Annotated in this window: 12 protein-coding genes and 2 pseudogenes; 11 read left to right on the top strand and 3 right to left on the bottom strand. The window is 72.4% G+C overall.

Annotated features, from left to right (window positions below):
- Nucleotides 1–69: 69 nt before the first annotated feature.
- The 7 genes from ACWEN3_RS23720 (at nt 70) to ACWEN3_RS23690 (ending at nt 10305) form a co-directional block, all read left to right on the top strand.
- The gene (locus tag ACWEN3_RS23720; RefSeq protein WP_452974409.1) at nt 70–342 is read left to right on the top strand and encodes a hypothetical protein; all 273 of its coding nucleotides are present in this window, start codon (nt 70–72) and stop codon (nt 340–342) included.
- Nucleotides 343–740: 398 nt separating this feature from the next.
- Entirely contained in the window at nt 741–1931 is a 1191-nt protein-coding gene (locus tag ACWEN3_RS23715; RefSeq protein WP_452974406.1) for a carboxylate-amine ligase, read from the top strand.
- A gap of 205 nt (nt 1932–2136) precedes the next feature.
- The gene (locus tag ACWEN3_RS23710) at nt 2137–3918 is read left to right on the top strand and encodes an N-acetylglutaminylglutamine amidotransferase (protein ID WP_452974403.1); all 1782 of its coding nucleotides are present in this window, start codon (nt 2137–2139) and stop codon (nt 3916–3918) included.
- On the top strand, nt 3894–6251 hold the full coding sequence (locus ACWEN3_RS23705) for a S9 family peptidase (RefSeq protein WP_452974400.1): 2358 nt from the start codon (nt 3894–3896) through the stop codon (nt 6249–6251). Before ACWEN3_RS23710 ends, ACWEN3_RS23705 begins: the two co-directional genes overlap by 25 nt.
- Before the next feature lie 428 nt (nt 6252–6679).
- Nucleotides 6680–7117 carry a Fur family transcriptional regulator gene (locus ACWEN3_RS23700; protein WP_452974398.1) on the top strand — a complete coding sequence of 146 codons (438 nt, stop codon included), beginning with the start codon at nt 6680–6682 and terminating at the stop codon, nt 7115–7117.
- A 33-nt stretch (nt 7118–7150) separates the two neighbouring features.
- A complete protein-coding gene (gene katG, locus ACWEN3_RS23695) occupies nt 7151–9382 on the top strand; it encodes a catalase/peroxidase HPI (protein ID WP_452974396.1) in 2232 nt (743 codons plus the stop codon).
- 161 nt (nt 9383–9543) lie between these two features.
- Nucleotides 9544–10305, top strand: a complete 762-nt coding sequence (locus ACWEN3_RS23690) for a DUF4232 domain-containing protein (protein ID WP_452974393.1) — start codon at nt 9544–9546, stop codon at nt 10303–10305.
- A 357-nt stretch (nt 10306–10662) separates the two neighbouring features.
- On the opposite strand, the pseudogene ACWEN3_RS23685 reads toward ACWEN3_RS23690, so the two are convergent.
- Nucleotides 10663–11164 (bottom strand): annotated as a pseudogene (locus ACWEN3_RS23685) (GlcG/HbpS family heme-binding protein).
- Here ACWEN3_RS23685 and ACWEN3_RS23680 point away from each other — a divergent pair.
- The 4 genes from ACWEN3_RS23680 to ACWEN3_RS23665 all read left to right on the top strand — a co-directional run bounded on the left by ACWEN3_RS23680 (nt 11052) and on the right by ACWEN3_RS23665 (nt 15389).
- Nucleotides 11052–11603 (top strand): LuxR C-terminal-related transcriptional regulator, encoded by a 552-nt coding sequence (locus ACWEN3_RS23680; protein WP_452974390.1) that lies wholly within the window; start codon nt 11052–11054, stop codon nt 11601–11603. The pseudogene ACWEN3_RS23685 and the gene ACWEN3_RS23680 overlap by 113 nt on opposite strands.
- A gap of 162 nt (nt 11604–11765) precedes the next feature.
- Complete coding sequence (locus ACWEN3_RS23675; RefSeq protein ID WP_452974387.1) at nt 11766–11927, top strand: hypothetical protein; 162 nt, start codon at nt 11766–11768, stop codon at nt 11925–11927.
- A gap of 168 nt (nt 11928–12095) precedes the next feature.
- Nucleotides 12096–14294, top strand: coding sequence for a putative Ig domain-containing protein (locus ACWEN3_RS23670; RefSeq protein ID WP_452974385.1), 2199 nt, complete (start codon nt 12096–12098; stop codon nt 14292–14294).
- A gap of 135 nt (nt 14295–14429) precedes the next feature.
- Complete coding sequence (locus ACWEN3_RS23665) at nt 14430–15389, top strand: SDR family NAD(P)-dependent oxidoreductase (protein WP_452974383.1); 960 nt, start codon at nt 14430–14432, stop codon at nt 15387–15389.
- Between the two features lie 106 nt (nt 15390–15495).
- Here ACWEN3_RS23665 and ACWEN3_RS23660 read toward each other — a convergent pair whose 3' ends face one another.
- Nucleotides 15496–15885, bottom strand: a complete 390-nt coding sequence (locus ACWEN3_RS23660) for a VOC family protein (RefSeq protein ID WP_452974380.1) — start codon at nt 15883–15885, stop codon at nt 15496–15498.
- A gap of 94 nt (nt 15886–15979) precedes the next feature.
- Nucleotides 15980–16077, bottom strand: a pseudogene (locus tag ACWEN3_RS23655).
- Between the last annotated feature and the right edge of the window lie 209 nt (nt 16078–16286).

Here is a 16286-nt window from a genome sequence, read left to right as displayed (position 1 = left end):
GGACGGCCGCCGGCCCACTGAGCCGCTGGTCGAGCCCGCGCTGTCAGTGGCGGCTGCGAGGCTGGGGGCATGGACAGTGACGATGAGCAGCTGCTGCGCGGCCGGGTCTACGGCCACGACCCCGAACACCCCGGCCCACGGCCGGGGCAGCGCTACGTCGAACTGGTCGGCGGGCCCCTGGACGGGCTGCTGCTCGACACCACCGGCTGGTCGCAGGACCGGATAGACAGCGGTGTCGTCCTCCGGACCGAGTTGGGGAAGTTCGGCGCCGGGGGTCGTACCACGTACGACCCGCGCTCCGGCGATCCCCGCCACTTCGACTGGAGCGGCGACACTCCCTGACCGCCCCGGCCGGGGCCCGGCCCAAAGGCGGGTCGAACGGAAAGAGATTATCCTGTTCGTGCGGCATTGGCACCGGATGTCTCCGCCTCCAAGGCATGAACGCTCCCGTCCCACCCAGCCGAAACGGTGCGCGCCGCCGGTACGTCTGAAAGTGGCGGACCCGCGTGAAAGCGCCGGGCTCGCGCGAGCGGAGAACGGCTCCCTCGTCCCCTTCCACGTTGCCCCCGAAGCCACGGCCGTTGGGCCGCTCATCTGTGATGTAACCGTCTCTATAGAGCATTGAGGGCTTAGTCATGAGTCAGCCGGGAAGTCGGAGGTGCACTGCCCGGTGTCGGCGTACCGGTGGGCCGGGGCCCGGGTGACGCAGTCGTACGTCCGCCCGCCATCTCTGGAGTGACATGAGCGTTCGTATCGGAGTGGAGGAAGAGTTCCACGTCGTCGAGGTGGAGACGGGTCTGCTCGTGCCTCGTGCCGAGGCGGTGCTGGACGGACTTCCCGAACCGACCTTCACGACCGAGCTGCAGCAGGCGACCGTGGAGTCGAACAGCGGTGTGCACGCCTCCCTGGACGGCCTGTACGGCGATGTCGTCGGCACCAGGCGCCGGCTCGACACCGCGGCGACCGCGCACGGCCTGGCCGTGGTGGCCGCCGGGACGGTCCCGCTGGCGCGCACCGCGGACATACACCCCACCGCGGGCGACCGCTACCGTCATATGGTCGACGAGTACCGCATGGTCGCCGACGAGCAGCTGATCTGCGGAACACACGTCCACGTCGACGTCCCCGACCGCGACCTCGCCGTACGCGTCATGTGCGAGGTGTCGCCCTGGCTGCACGTGCTGCTGGCCCTGTCCGCCAGCTCGCCGTTCTGGTTGGGCGCCGACACCGGATATGCCAGCTGGCGGACCATGCTGTGGCAGCGCTGGCCCACCGCGGGCCCGCCCGGATGCTTCGCCGACGCCGCCGAGTACGACGCGGCGGTACGGTGCCTCGTCGACTCCGGCGTCATCAGCGACGCGGGAATGATCTACTACGACATCCGGCCCAGTGCCCACCAGCAGACCCTCGAACTGCGCATCTGCGACGCCTGCCCCCGGGCGGAGACGGTCGTGCTGATCGCCGGGCTGTTCCGCGGCCTGGTGACCGAAGCCTGTGAGCGGCTTGCGGCGGCGGACGCCCCTGCCTGCGCGGGCCGGCACGAGTGGCTGCGTGCCGCTGCCTGGCGGGCCGCGCGGTCGGGCCTGGAGGGAACCCTGATCGATCCCGCGACCCGGCACGAGGCGCCCGCGGCCCAGGTCGTCCGCAGCCTGCTGCGACGGGTGGGCCCGGCGCTGGAGGCCGCCGGAGACCTGCACACGGTCCGCGACCTCGCCGAAGGCGCGCTGGCGGCCGGCAGCGCCGCCCACCGCATGCGCCGCACGGCAGCGGGGGAGGACCTGCTGGCCTGCACGGACATGGCGATCGCGGAGACCCGGGGCGACGACCACCCGCGCCCCCGGGCCGCCGGCCCCGCCCGGCACGTCGCCCTGCCGGGACGGACCGCCGCGAACGCCTCCGGATCCCACCCGGCGAGGATCGCCGGCCGTTGAGGGGTACACGAGCCGTTCGATCCCCACACCGACCCACTCCCGGACAAGCTCCCGCCGACAACTCGTCGAAAAACCGAAACTCGCAGTAAAGGAGAGGTAGCACCGTGTCGACCAGTCCCGGCCACATACCGACGGGCGGCCCCGCGCACAGCTCACCGCCGTGCGACCCGCGTGACGCGTCCACGCTGTGGGGAGGTGGTGCCGGATGTGCGGCCTGAGCGGGGAGATGCGCTTCGACGGCACGCGGCCCGACCTGGCGGCCGTCGAGCGCATGAGCGACCGTCTCGCCGCCCGCGGCCCCGACGGCCACGGCATCTGGTCGCGGGACGCCGTGGCGCTGGGGCACCGCAGACTGAAGATCATCGACCTCTCCGAGCGCGGGGACCAGCCGATGACCGACGCCCGGCAGGGACTCACCGGCGTCTTCAACGGGTGCATCTACAACTACGAGGACCTGCGCGCCGAACTCATGGCCCTCGGCCACCGGTTCCGGTCCACGTCCGACACCGAAGTCGTCCTCAAGGCGTACCGGCAGTGGGGTACCGCCTGCGTCGACCGTTTCCGCGGTATGTTCGCCTTCGCCCTCGTCGAACACCGCACGGGCCGGCTGATCCTCGGACGCGACCGGCTCGGCATCAAGCCCCTGTACCTCGCGCAGACCCCCGGACGGCTGCGCTTCGCCTCCTCGCTGCCCGCCCTGCTCTCGGCCGGCGGCATCGACACCTCGCTCGACCCGGCCGCCGTGCACCAGTACTTCAGCTGGCACGCCACCGTGGCCGCACCCCGCACCGTCCTGGCCGGGGTGCGCAAGCTCCCCCCGGCCACCGTGCGGATCGTCGAGCCGGACGGCACCTCTCAGGAGCACTGCTACTGGCAGCCGTCGTACACGCGCCGCCCCGAGCACGCGGGCATGAGCCCCACCGAGTGGCGGGACGCGGTGCTGGACGCACTGCGCACCGCCGTACGCCGGCGGATGGTCGCCGACGTGCCGGTCGGCGTCCTGCTCTCCGGAGGGCTGGACTCCAGCCTGATCGTGGCGCTGCTGGCCGACGAGGGGCAGCGGAACCTCGCGACGTTCAGCGTGGGCTTCGAGTCGGAAGGCGGCGTGGACGGAGACGAGTTCCGGTACTCGGACCTGGTCTCGCGGGAGTTCGCCACCGACCACCACCAGCTGGTCATTCCCTCGCAAGGCGTGTCGACGGCCCTGGAAGCGGCGGTCGCGGCGATGAGCGAGCCGATGATGAGCCACGACGCCGTCGCCTTCCACCTGCTGTCCGAGCAGGTGGCAAGGAACGTGAAGGTCGTCCAGAGCGGCCAGGGCGCCGACGAGGTCTTCGCCGGCTACCACTGGTACCCGCGACTGGCCGCCGTGGCCCGCGAGGAGGAGCCGGAGAGGTATGCCGAGACGTACTTCGACCGGTCGCACGCCGACCTCGCCGCGATACTGCAACCGCACATGCTGACCCGGGACGACGTCTCCGGCCGGTTCGTCCGCGAGCACATGGCGGCGCCGGGCGCCGAGACCGCGCTCGACGCGGCCCTGCGGCTCGACACCCACGTCATGCTGGTGGACGATCCGGTCAAGCGGGTCGACAACATGACCATGGACTGGGGCCTGGAGGCCCGCGTGCCGTTCCTGGACCATGAACTCGTGGAGCTGGCGGCCGCCTGCCCGCCGGAGCTGAAGCTGGCCGACGGCGGCAAGGGCGTCCTGAAGGAGGCCGGCCGCAAACTGCTGCCCCACGAGGTGGTCGACCGCCCCAAGGGCTACTTCCCGGTCCCGGCGATCACCCACATGGCCGGACCCGTCCTGGAAAGGGTGCGGGAGGCGCTGGACGCCCCCGAAGCGAAGCGGCGCGGCCTCTTCCAGGACTCGTACGTCGCCGAACTGCTGGCGGCCCCCGACCGACACCGCACCAGGCGCGGCGCGAACGCGCTGTGGCAAGTGGCTTTGCTGGAGATATGGCTGCAGACGCACGGAATCTGACCGGGGAACCGGAACCCGTCACGGAGGGCACTCTCGGCAGCGGCGCCGCCGCTGCCGAGAGGCACCTCTTCGCGCACCCGATGCGGACCGACGGCCCCGCCCCGCCCGTCCCGGAAGTTCGTGGACCCGCCTTCGCCGCGCCCGCCCGCATCCCGCTCCCGGACGCCTCCGGACCGCGCGACGCGACGACGCGGCTCATCGCCCACGGCTGCTGGTACCCCTCCGCCGACCCGGCCGGAACACAGGCCGCCTTCATCTGCGACCGCGGCGGTGTGCCCCAGCTCTGGGTGGGGCCCGTCGACGGCGACGCGCCGCGTCTGCTCGACGACGGACCGGACCCGGTCCAGGAGGTGGCCTGGTCGCCCGACGGCCACTGGATCGCCTACACCACGGCGCCCGGTGGCGGTGAGCAGACACGGGTGCTGTGTGTACGCCCCGACGGCAGCGGCCGGCACATCATGGCCGGAGCCGAGCCGGGCAGCTCCGCCCATCTGGGCTGCTGGGCGCACGATGGATCGGCGGTCGCGGTCACCGTCGCGGTCCCCACCGGCGCACCCGCCCCCGACGCCGCGGCAGAGCCCGGCCCCGCCCCGGCCGTCGGCCGCCTGCCCCACGACTGGCAGGGCCTGACGGGCGAGGCCGCGCTCCTCGACGCCGCACGCCTCGATGCCGCCCCTGATGCCGACCGCGGACCCGGACTGTCATCACCCCTCACGGACGGCGAACCCGGACTGCCGTCACCCCGCGCCTCCTTCGACACGACGCGGACCGCCCCGGCGGCCGGCTTCGGCGACGGGCTGTCGGCCTATCTCATCGATCCCGACGGCGTGACCGCCCCCGTCCTGCTCGCCACCGAGAAGGACGCGGCGACGCTGCGCGTGTGCGACCTCAGCCGTGACGGCGAGCTGGCGCTGCTGCGCCGGGGACCGCGCGGGCGGCGCGAGGCCGTCGTCCTGCGCACCACCGACCACGTGACGACCTGCGTGATGCCGGTGGCCGACGGCGACCCGTGGATCGGCGCGTTCTCACCCGGCGCGGACACCCTGTGGCTGCGCAGCAACGCGCACCGCGAGTTCGCGGTCCTCCTCGCCGCCGAACTGGACCCGGAAGGGCAGGCGCGCGGCTGGTCCGTCGGCGCGTCCCGCGAGGACACCGACCTGGAACTGCTGCGCTGCGCCCACGACGGCAGGACCGCCGCCCTCGCCTGGAACGTCCGGGGCGCGAGCGAGGTCGAGATCCTCGACACGAACCCGCCCGGTACGACCGGGTCGGAGCCCGAACCGCCCCAGCCAGTGCCCGTTTCGCTACGAACGGTGTCCGGTTCGCCCCGGCCGGTGTCCGAACTGCCCCGGCCGGTGGCCGGTTCGCGGCGACCCGTGCCCCTGCCGCACGAAGTGGCCACCCGCATCACGGACGCCGGCCCCGGGCGGCTGCTGCTGGCCCTCTCGGGCTCCCAGCGCCGCCCCGGGATCTGGTGGCTCCCCGAGGGCGTGACCATGGTGCGCACCCCCTGGTCGTCAACGGACGAGGACGCCGTTCCCCCGGGCCGCCGGCCCGTACGGCCCGTCCACCGCAGCCCGTCCGCACGGGACGGTCTGCCCCTGAACGGCTGGTACTACCGTGCGCCGGGGCGCAACCCCGGCGAACAGGCGCCCTGCGTCATCTATCTGCACGGCGGCCCCGAGGACCAGGAGCGACCCGTTCTCAACCCGCTCTACCACGAGATCCTGGGGCGAGGACTGGACATCTTCGCCCCCGACGTACGCGGGTCGTCCGGATACGGCCGGTCCTTCGTCGACGCCGACCTGGGCAGGGGCCGCTTCGCCGCGATCGACGACGTGGCGGACTGCGCCGCCCACGCGGTGCTGGCCGGATCGGCCGATCCCTCGCGGCTGGCGGTCATGGGCCGCTCGTACGGCGGCTATCTCACGTTCGCGTCCATGGTCTGGCACCCGGACCTGTTCCGTACCGGCGTGGCGGTGTGCGGCATGTCGGACTTCGCGACCTTCTTCCAGGGCACCGAGCCCTGGATCGCCCAGTCGGCGGCCCACAAGTACGGCCATCCCGAACGCGATCGCGAACTCCTGCACCAGCTCTCACCCATGAGCCGCATCGACGCGCTGCGCGCGCCCCTGCTCGCGGTGCACGGGGAGCACGACACCAATGTGCCGCCGGGGGAGTCCGAGCAGTTCGTACGGGCGGCCCACGAACGCGGCCTGACCGCCGAACTGCTCACGCTGCGCGACGAGGGCCACGAGTTCCTCCGAGCCGACAACCGCCGGCTCTTCCGCCGCGCCGCCGCCGACTGGCTCCAACGACACCTGACCACCTGACGGGCCCACCCGACCCGCCTCCGAGCGAAGCACCGTGCTGAGCAGGTCTTCACCCGGACCACCGGTTCTGCGAGCCGGATGGCCCGCCAAAACCTGTCGCTCCCAGGACGTAAGCGTGCGACAGGTTGCCCGCCATGTCTGCCTGAGGTGCCCGGGCGGCGTCCTGGCGTTTTCGCGATCTGTCCGGCCGGCCCGTGCCCTGCTTCACCGGTGGCTCACTCGATCGGAGGATGCCCCGGCTTGCCGCGCCGTCGTCGGCGAGCCGGGGCCACATGATGCGTGCATGTCCCCGACCGACCGCCGGAGTGCCCACCCCCGCCGGGGCGAGAAAAGCCACGCAGAGGCAAATACCAGCCGTCGGCGCGCGACCAAAATTGCATTGCTCGTTTTCTTGAACCCTTCGTGTTTGTGAGGGTAGGTTCGGCCCCATGACCGCCTCCCCGACCCCGACCACCGCCGAGGAGCTCCGCGGTGCCGGCCTGCGCGTGACGGCAGCCCGCGTCGCGCTGCTGGAGACCGTCCGGGACGGTGACCACCTCGGCGTCGAGGCGATCGCCGCCGGGGTCCGCGACCGCGTAGGCCACATCTCCCTGCAAGCCGTCTACGAGGCCGTGCACGCGCTCACCGCGGCGGGCCTCGTACGCCGTATCGAGCCGGCCGGCCACCCGGCCAGGTTCGAGGGACGCGTCGGCGACAACCACCACCACATCGTGTGCCGCTCGTGCGGCGCCGTCGCCGACGTCGACTGCGCGGTCGGCGACGCGCCCTGCCTGACCGCATCCGACGACCGCGGCTTCTCCATCGACGAGGCCGAGGTCGTCTACTGGGGCCTGTGCCCCGACTGTTCCACCGGCCGCAGTTCCTGAGCACCGAGTTCCGCACAGTTCGGAAGGATTGCCATGACTGAGAACCACGACGCGATCGTCACAGACGCGAAGTCGGAGGAGGGGAGCGGCGGTTGCCCCGTCGCGCACGACCGGGCCCTGCACCCGACCCAGGGTGGCGGCAACCGCCAGTGGTGGCCGGAGCGGCTCAACCTGAAGATCCTTGCCAAGAACCCGCCCGTCTCGAACCCGCTCGGTGAGGAGTTCGACTACGCCGAGGCCTTCCAGGGCGTCGACCTCTCCGCTCTGAAGCAGGACATCGCCGAGGTGCTCACCACCTCGCAGGACTGGTGGCCGGCCGACTTCGGCAACTACGGGCCGCTGATCATCCGTATGGCCTGGCACAGCGCGGGCACCTACCGCATCAGCGACGGCCGTGGCGGCGCCGGCGCCGGCCAGCAGCGCTTCGCCCCGCTGAACAGCTGGCCCGACAACGTCAACCTGGACAAGGCCCGCCGCCTGCTGTGGCCGGTGAAGAAGAAGTACGGCCAGAAGGTCTCCTGGGCCGACCTGATGGTCCTCGCCGGCAACGTCGCCCTGGAGACCATGGGCTTCACGACCTTCGGCTTCGGCGGCGGCCGTGAGGACGTCTGGGAGGCGGAGGAGGACGTCTACTGGGGTCCCGAGACCACCTGGCTGGACGACAGGCGCTACACCGGCGACCGTGAGCTGGAGAACCCGCTCGGCGCCGTCCAGATGGGCCTGATCTACGTCAACCCCGAGGGCCCGAACGGCAACCCGGACCCGCTGGCCGCGGCCCGCGACGTCCGCGAGACGTTCCGCCGGATGGCGATGAACGACGAGGAGACCGTCGCGCTGATCGCCGGCGGCCACACCTTCGGCAAGACCCACGGCGCCGGCCCCGCCGACGCGGTCGGCCTCGACCCCGAGGCCGCGGGCTTCGAGGAGCAGGGCCTCGGCTGGCGTAACACCCACGGCACCGGCAAGGGCGCCGACGCCATCGGCTCCGGCCTCGAGGTCACCTGGACCAACACGCCCACCCAGTGGAGCAACAACTTCTTCCGGATCCTGTTCGAATACGAGTGGGAGCTCACGGAGTCCCCCGCGGGCGCCAAGCAGTGGAAGCCGAAGGACGGCGCGGGTGAGGGCACCGTGCCCTCCGCCCACGACCCGTCGAAGAAGATCGCGCCGGGCATGCTCACCACCGACCTGGCGCTGCGCTTCGACCCGATCTACGAGCCGATCTCCCGCCGCTTCTACGAGAACCCGGAGGAGTTCGCGGACGCCTTCGCCCGCGCCTGGTACAAGCTCACCCACCGTGACATGGGCCCGAAGGCGCTGCACCTCGGCCCGGAGGTCCCCGCGGAGACCCTGATCTGGCAGGACCCGCTGCCGGAGCGCGAGGGCGAGCTGATCGACGCGACCGACATCGCGACCCTGAAGACCAAGCTGCTCGACTCCGGTCTGTCGGCGTCCCAGCTGGTCGGCACCGCCTGGGCGTCCGCCTCCACCTTCCGCAGCAGCGACAAGCGCGGCGGTGCCAACGGCGCCCGCATCCGCCTGAACCCGCAGCGCGGCTGGGAGGTCAACGAGCCTGACGAGCTGGCCCAGGTGATGCGCACCCTCGAGGGCATCCAGCAGGACTTCAACGCCTCCTCCGGCGCCAAGAAGGTCTCCCTGGCCGACCTCATCGTCCTCGGTGGCGTCGCCGCCGTCGAGAAGGCCGCCAAGGAGGGCGGGTACGAGGTGGAGGTGCCCTTCACCCCGGGCCGCGTGGACGCCGGTGACGAGCAGACCGACACCGAGTCCTTCGAGGCGCTGGAGCCGACCGCGGACGGCTTCCGCAACTACCTCGGCAAGGGCAACCGCCTGCCGGCCGAGTACCTGCTGGTCGACCGGGCCAACCTGCTGAGCCTGAGCGCCCCCGAGATGACGGTGCTCGTCGGCGGTCTGCGCGTCCTCGGCGCCAACCACCAGCAGTCCCAGCTCGGCGCCCTCACCAACACGCCGGGCGTCCTCACCAACGACTTCTTCGTCAACCTGCTCGACATGGGCACGGTGTGGAAGTCGACCTCCGAGGACCAGACCGCGTTCGAGGGCCGTGACGCCGTCACCGGCGAGCTGAAGTGGGCCGGCAGCCGCGCCGACCTCGTCTTCGGCTCCAACTCCGAGCTGCGCGCGATCGCCGAGGTCTACGCCTCCGACGACGCGAAGGAGAAGTTCGTGAAGGACTTCGTCGCCGCCTGGGACAAGGTCATGAACCTGGACCGGTTCGACCTGGTCTGATCACCGCTCGGAAGGCGTCCGGACCGGCCCCCCCGGGTCGGTCCGGACGCCTTCGCCGTCCTGGGAACCGGCCGTCTGTCCCGGAACCGTCACAGAAGATCCACGATGGTCACAGGCGATCCACAGCGGAAACCCGAGGTCCGCGGGCGCTGTCTCCGTCGGTGAGCACCGGCACGGAGCCGGTCGAACCACGCACACCGACCTCGGGGGACCTCATGCACCACCGCACCACCATCCGCCTAGCCGCCTCGGCGACCGCCGTGATCGCCGCCGCCCTGTCCCTGACCGCGTGCGGGCCGGGAGGCGACGACGGGGCGGCCGGGACGTCCTCCCCGGCCCCGGCCTCCACCCCCTCGCACACTTCCACCACCGGCCCCGCCCCGACGGCCGCGGCGACCTCGGGATCCTCCGGTGGCGGCACGTCGACCGCTTCGGCCGCCCCGGTCTCTCCCGCCGCCCACACCTCCGCGGCCGGTACGGCGCCGACGTGTGCGCTGTCGGCCGTGGACGCGAAGGCCTACCAGGCGGCCCACCGCCCGGAGGGCACCGGCACGGGCGCGGCGGTCGTCGAGTTCACCAACGTCTCCGGACACACCTGCGTCCTGCGGGGCCACCCGTCGGTGGCCGGGGCGGGCAACGGATCCCCCGGGCACAACCGCCCGCTGAAGGTCACTCCCAAGGGCGTCGCGTCGGCCGTGCGCCTCGCGCCGGGCGGCAAGGCGTGGGTGAAGCTGACCTTCGTCCAGGTCCAGGGAGAGGGCGACGGCTACTGCGTGTCCGGCGCGAAGCCCGCCGTCTACCCCACGCTCGTGGTCGGACTGCCCGGCTCGGGCGCGCACCAGGTCGCCCTCTCGGACGGTGAGTTCGCCGAGTGCGACAACACCGTCACCGCGACCGCGGTCTCGGCGGTGAAGCCTTCCTGACCGGCAGCTGAGCGGCGTCTGAGCGGCGGGCGGCCGGGGCCGCGCGCCGCAGCCGTGCGGTATCGGGGGTGGCCGTCCGAGAGGACGGGGACCGAGCAGCGGCGTCGACCTGAGTGATCCGGCCGACGCCGCCGGTGTCCACCGGCCCGGCCCGTCCCGACGGGCGGCCGGCAGGGCTCAGCGGCCGAGCGCCGTCGGTGTCCACGGCCCGGTCCGGCCCGTCCCGTCCGGCGGGGCTCAGCGGCCGAGCGCCGTCGGTGTCCACGGCCCGGTCCGCCCCGTCCCGGCCGGCAGGGCCGAGCGGCCGAGCGCCGTCGATGTCCACGGCCCGGTCCGGCTTACCCCCACCGGCAGGGCTCAGCGGCCGAGCGTCGCCGCTCCCGCCCGGGCGTACTTCTCGTCCAGGTCGCCGGACGGGGCGCCCGCGACGCCGATGCCCGCGACCGGGGCGCCCTTGGCGGTCACCGGGGTGCCGCCCGCCAGGAACAGCGTGCCCGGGATGTCCTCCAGGGCCGGCGCCTGGGCGAGCCGCCCGGCCGGCTCCGAGGTGGCGCGTTCCAGGACACGGCGGTGAACGCCTTGCGCTCCGCCGACTCGTACGACTGGGGGCCCGCCCCGTCCCCGCGCAGCGTGACCAGGGTGTTGCCGTTGCGGTCGACGACGGCCACCGACACCTGCCGCCCGTCCTTCTCCGGGCGTCCACCGCGCCCCGCGCCGCCTTCTCCGCGGCGTCCAGGGTGAGATGCGTGCTCTGCGTGAGGTCGCGGGCCGCCACGGGCGCGGCGGTGGGCGTGGCGGCGGGGGAGTCGGCGGCGCTGGCGGCGACCGTACCGACGACACCCGCACCGGCGACGGCCAGGGCGGCGCCGCAGACCACCCGCCGGCTGCGCGCGACCGCTCTCGCCCCGCACGTACTGGTCCTGACCACCTACGACACCGATGCCGACGTCACCCGCGCCGTAGAGGCGGGCGCCACGGGCTATCTGCTCAAGGCCGAGCGCGCCGAGGACCTCTTCACCGCGATCCACGCGGCCGCCCAGGGCCGTCCCGCGCTCTCGCCCCCGGTCGCCGACCGCGTCATGTCGAGGCTGCGCAACCCGCGCCCCGCCCTCACCCCACGCGAACGCGACATCCTCGCCCAGCTCGCCCGGGGCCTGCCCAACCACGCCATCGCCCGCGCCCTCTACATCAGCGAGGCCACGGTCAAGGCCCATCTGCGCCGCATCTACGACAAACTCGGTGTCGACACCCGTGCGGGCGCGGTCGCCGTGGCGAAGGAACAGCGGCTGCTGCCCTGACCGTTCGGGTCCGCTCCCTCGATGCTCGACCTCTCAACGGAGTCGGTGCCACCCCTTGCATGGTGTCATGTACGGGTCCAGACTCCGGCTTGCGAACACGCGTGCACGTCGCGCGAACGTCCTTCACCCCCACCGCCGGGCCAACCCCGGCTGCCTGAAGGGATGTTCAGTGTCACGCTCCACACCTGGCCGAAGACGCCCCACCGCCGCACCCAGCAGGAGTGCGGCCACCACCGGCGCGACGACTTCGAGCGGCGGAAGGGCACGAGCGAAGCCCACGACGCCGGCCGACGGCTGATCAGGACGACCGAACACCTGGCTTGACGGCGTGACTCGGGCTGCGCCCGCCACGCCGGCCGAGGTCGAGCCGTCGCAGTCGCGCCGCACACCGGGAACGACACGCATCCGCCGACGCCTCGGCGTCGCCGCTGTCGCCGGTATCCCGCTGTCCCGTACGGCAGCGGCCCACACCCACACACTGCCAGGAGAGACATGTCCAGACGGGCAAGACCAAGAATCCCCCTGCTCATCGGCGCTCTGGCCGCGGCGACGGCATTCGCCACCCCCGCCTTCGCGACCTCCCCCGCCTCCGGCACCGTCTTAGCGGCCCCCCACGTCGCAGCCCCCACGCTCGCCCAGGTCAGCAGCGACCCGTACGCCGACTCGCAGGCCCAGCACGCCACCGAGGTCGAGCCGGACACCTACAGCTTCGGCAGCACCGTCGTCGCCGCCTTCCAGGTCGGCCGGGTCTCCGGCGGCGGAGCCTCCAACATCGGGTGGGCGACCTCCACCGACAGCGGGCAGACCTGGACGCACGGCTTCCTGCCCGGCTCCACGACGAACACCGGTGGCCCTTACTCCGCAGCCAGTGACGCCTCCGTGGCCTACGACGCCAAGGACGGGGTGTGGATGGTCTCGTGGCTCGGCATCGGCTCCGGGAACAACGTGGACGTCGACCTGAGCCGTTCCACCGACGGCGGCCACACCTGGAGCGCCCCGGTCACCCTCTCCACCGGCACCTTCGACGACAAGAACTGGACGGTCTGCGACAACCACCCGTCCAGCCCGTACTACGGCCACTGCTACACCGAGTACGACGACGCCAACGCCGGTGACGCCGAGCACATGAAGACCTCCACCGACGGCGGCGCCACCTGGGGCGCCCAGCGCAGCCCGGCCGACAGCCCGAGCGGGCTCGGCGGACAGCCGGTCGTGCAGTCCGACGGGACCGTCGTCGTACCGTTCTCCTCCGCCACCGAGGACAGCGAACGATCCTTCACCTCCACCGACGGCGGCGGAAGTTGGGGATCCAGCGTGCAGATCGCCACGGTCTCGCACCACCCCGTCTCCGGTCTGGAGGACGACGCCGCCGACATGTCGCGGCTGGACACCCTGCGCGAAGGCCCCCTGCCGTCCGCGGAGATCGACGCCTCCGGCCGGGTCTACGTGGTCTGGTCCGACTGCCGCTTCCGCGCCAACTGCGCCGGCAACGACATCATCATGGCGACCTCGACGGACGGCACCTCGTGGGGTTCGCCCACCCGCGTGCCGATCGACGCGGTGGGCAGCACGGCCGACCACTTCGTGCCCGGCATCGGCGTGGACCCCAGCAGCTCCGGCAACACCGCCCGCCTCGGGCTGACGTACTACTACTACCCGAACGCCTCCTGCACGGACACCACCTGCCAGCTCGACGCCGGCTACGTCTCCTCCGCCGACGGCGGCGCCACCTGGACGACGCCGACCCAGCTCGCCGGCCCCATGACGCTCGCATGGCTGCCGAACACCTCACAGGGCCGGATGTTCGGCGACTACATATCGACGTCCGTCCTGTCCGGCGGCAACGCCGTCACCGTGATCCCCGTCGCCCACGCCCCCAGCGGCAGCACCTTCGACGTGGCGATGTACGCGCCGACCGGGGGCCTGCCGATCGGCGGCGGCCAGCCGGGCAACACCGTCACGGTCGCCAACCCGGGCGACCGGACCGGCACCGTCGGCACCGTGGCGAGCCTGCAGATCACCGCCACCGACTCCTCGTCGTCCGCCAAGCTCACCTACAGTGCGACCGGACTGCCGCCCGGCCTGGCCATCGCCTCCGGCACCGGCCTGATCTCCGGCACACCCAGCACCGCCGGCACGTACCACGTGACCGCCACCGCCACGGACGACACGGGCGCCACCGGCTCCACCACCTTCACCTGGACGGTCGCCCCGGCCGGCGGCGGGACCTGCACCAGCACCGGCCAGAAGTTCGGAAACCCGGGCTTCGAGTCCGGCAACACGGTGTGGTCCGCCTCCTCGGGCGTCATCGGGCAGTACGGCTCACAGGGCGAGCCCCCGCACGGCGGTACGTGGGACGCGTGGCTGGACGGCTACGGATCCTCGCACACCGACACCCTCTCGCAGTCCGTGACGATCCCCTCCGGCTGCAAGGCCGCCCTCAGCTTCTACCTGCACATCGACACCGCGGAGACGACCGGCTCCACCGCCTACGACAAGCTCACCGTCAAGGCGGGCGCAACCACGCTCGCGACCTACTCCAACCTCGACGCCGCCACGGGCTACACCCAGAAGACCCTCGACCTCTCCTCCCTCGCCGGGCAGAACGTCACCCTGACCTTCACCGGCACCGAGGACCAGTCCCTCCAGACCTCGTTCGTCCTCGACGACACCGCCCTCACACTCAGCTGATCCCCGACCGGCCCCGGTCCGCCGCTCCACCGTCCGGCAACCTGCCGGACCGAGCGACGGCCGGGGCCTCCTCCCGCCCGTGCGGCTCAGGTCCGGCTTGACTTCAAGAGCACTCGAATCCGTACCGTTTCGGACATGAGCACTGCACAGCACAAGATCGGATCCGGTTTCGGCGCGACGAGCACCGCCGACGACGTCCTGCGGGGCATCGACCTGACCGGGAAGCTCGCCCTGGTCACCGGCGGCTACTCGGGCCTCGGCCTGGAGACCACCCGCTCACTCGCCAAGGCCGGCGCCCACGTGGTGGTGCCCGCCCGCCGCCCGGCCACCGCCGAGCAGGCCCTGGCCGGCATCCCCGGCACCGAGCTGGACGAGCTGGACCTCGGTGACCTGGAGAGCGTGCGCGGCTTCGCCGAGCGGTTCCTCGCCTCCGGACGGACCATCGACATCGTGATCGACAGCGCCGGCGTCATGGCGTGCCCGGAGACCCGGGTCGGGCCCGGCTGGGAGGCCCAGTTCGCCACCAACCACCTCGGCCACTTCGCCCTCGTCAACCGTCTGTGGCCCGCGATCGCACCCGGCGGCGCCCGGGTCGTCTCCGTCTCCTCCCGCGGCCACCACTACTCCGGCATCCGCTGGGACGACGTCCACTGGCGGCAGGGCTACGACAAGTGGGAGGCGTACGGCCAGGCCAAGACCGCCAACGTCCTGTTCGCCGTGCAGCTCGACAGGCTCGGCCGCGACGCGGGCGTCCGCGCCTTCGCCCTGCACCCCGGCGGCATCATCACCCCGCTCCAACGGCACCTGCCCAAGGAGGAGATGGTCGAGCGCGGCTGGATCGACGAGGACGGCAACGTGCTCAACCCCGAGGGCTTCAAGACCCCGCAGCAGGGTGCGGCCACCCAGGTGTGGGCGGCGACCTCGCCCCAGCTGGACGGGCTCGGCGGCGTCTACCTGGAGGACTGCGACATCGCCGAGCCCGCGCCGCGGGACGAGCGCGTCGGGGTCAAGGACTGGGCGATCGACCCGGAGCAGGCGGCCCGGCTCTGGGACCTCTCGGCGGACCTGACGGGCCTCAACGCGTTCGCCGCCTAGAACTCCCCGCCTACGCGGCGGCTCGTGCGCGGGGACGGGCCAGGGTGGGCACCGAGTGCAGCTCGCCGCTGCGGGCGACTTCGGCCCGCCTCGCCCCGGTCCCGGCCTAGGCCGGCCAGCCCCCGTACGGAACCGTGAGCAGTTCCATGGCGTGACCGGCCGGATCCATGAAGTACACGCCCCGGCCGCCGTCGTTGTGGTTGATGGCGCCGGGGTGCCGGCGGTGCGGGTCGGCGTAGTGCTCGATGCCGCGTTCGGTGATGCGGGTGTACGCCGCGTCGAACTCCTCCTCGGAGACCAGGAAGGCGTAGTGCTGAGGGGTGATCGTGTCCTCGGGGACGGTGGCGAAGTCCAGCGTGACGCCGTTGCTCAGACCGACGGCTATGAACGGGCCCCACTCCGCCGTGATGTCCAGGTCCAGAAGCTCCGCGAAGAAGCGGGCGGACTCCCGGTTGTCCCGGGCGTGAATGATCGTGTGGTTCAACTCGACCGACAAGGAATGCCTCCGGGGCATCTCCTGGCACCTCCATGCCTCACCCGGTCGGTGACCGGCACGCGATGCCATGGTCCATTTTAGTCGGCCGTTCCGGTGGCGGAGAGGGCAGGATTTGAACCTGCGTGGACCCCGTGGGGCCCGACCGTGAGGCGTGCTCGTTGGTCCCCGATAAGCCACTCCGGGCACCTCTCCCCGTGACCGGTTCCGGTTCCCCGTGCCGGTCACAGGAACAACAGTGGCAGGGGGCGCTGACCGCGGGCTGACGACCGGCTGACGGTCTCGTCCGGTGGTCCGGCGGCCCCTCCGGGTGAGGCGGTGGGGGCGCCCGACGCCCCCGCGGGCGGCCCGGGCATAAGGCCCGCCCGGTGCCCCGGTGGCGTCGGGGGGGGGGGGCGCCGGGG

This window comes from Streptomyces sp. NPDC004561, assembly GCF_053602155.1.
The sequence above is the reverse complement of the archived record's forward strand: the minus strand, read 5'-3'. Positions and strand labels throughout refer to the sequence as shown.

Excerpts from the sequence above, each read along its gene's own strand:
- ACWEN3_RS23670 (WP_452974385.1), top strand. The coding sequence starts at position 12,096 with ATGTCCAGACGGGCAAGACCAAGAATCCCCCTGCTCATCGGCGCTCTG.
- ACWEN3_RS23665 (WP_452974383.1), top strand. The coding sequence starts at position 14,430 with ATGAGCACTGCACAGCACAAGATCGGATCCGGTTTCGGCGCGACGAGC.
- ACWEN3_RS23715 (WP_452974406.1), top strand. The coding sequence starts at position 741 with ATGAGCGTTCGTATCGGAGTGGAGGAAGAGTTCCACGTCGTCGAGGTG.
- ACWEN3_RS23710 (WP_452974403.1), top strand. The coding sequence starts at position 2,137 with ATGTGCGGCCTGAGCGGGGAGATGCGCTTCGACGGCACGCGGCCCGAC.
- katG (WP_452974396.1), top strand. The coding sequence starts at position 7,151 with ATGACTGAGAACCACGACGCGATCGTCACAGACGCGAAGTCGGAGGAG.
- ACWEN3_RS23700 (WP_452974398.1), top strand. The coding sequence starts at position 6,680 with ATGACCGCCTCCCCGACCCCGACCACCGCCGAGGAGCTCCGCGGTGCC.
- ACWEN3_RS23720 (WP_452974409.1), top strand. The coding sequence starts at position 70 with ATGGACAGTGACGATGAGCAGCTGCTGCGCGGCCGGGTCTACGGCCAC.
- ACWEN3_RS23705 (WP_452974400.1), top strand. The coding sequence starts at position 3,894 with ATGGCTGCAGACGCACGGAATCTGACCGGGGAACCGGAACCCGTCACG.
- ACWEN3_RS23675 (WP_452974387.1), top strand. The coding sequence starts at position 11,766 with ATGTTCAGTGTCACGCTCCACACCTGGCCGAAGACGCCCCACCGCCGC.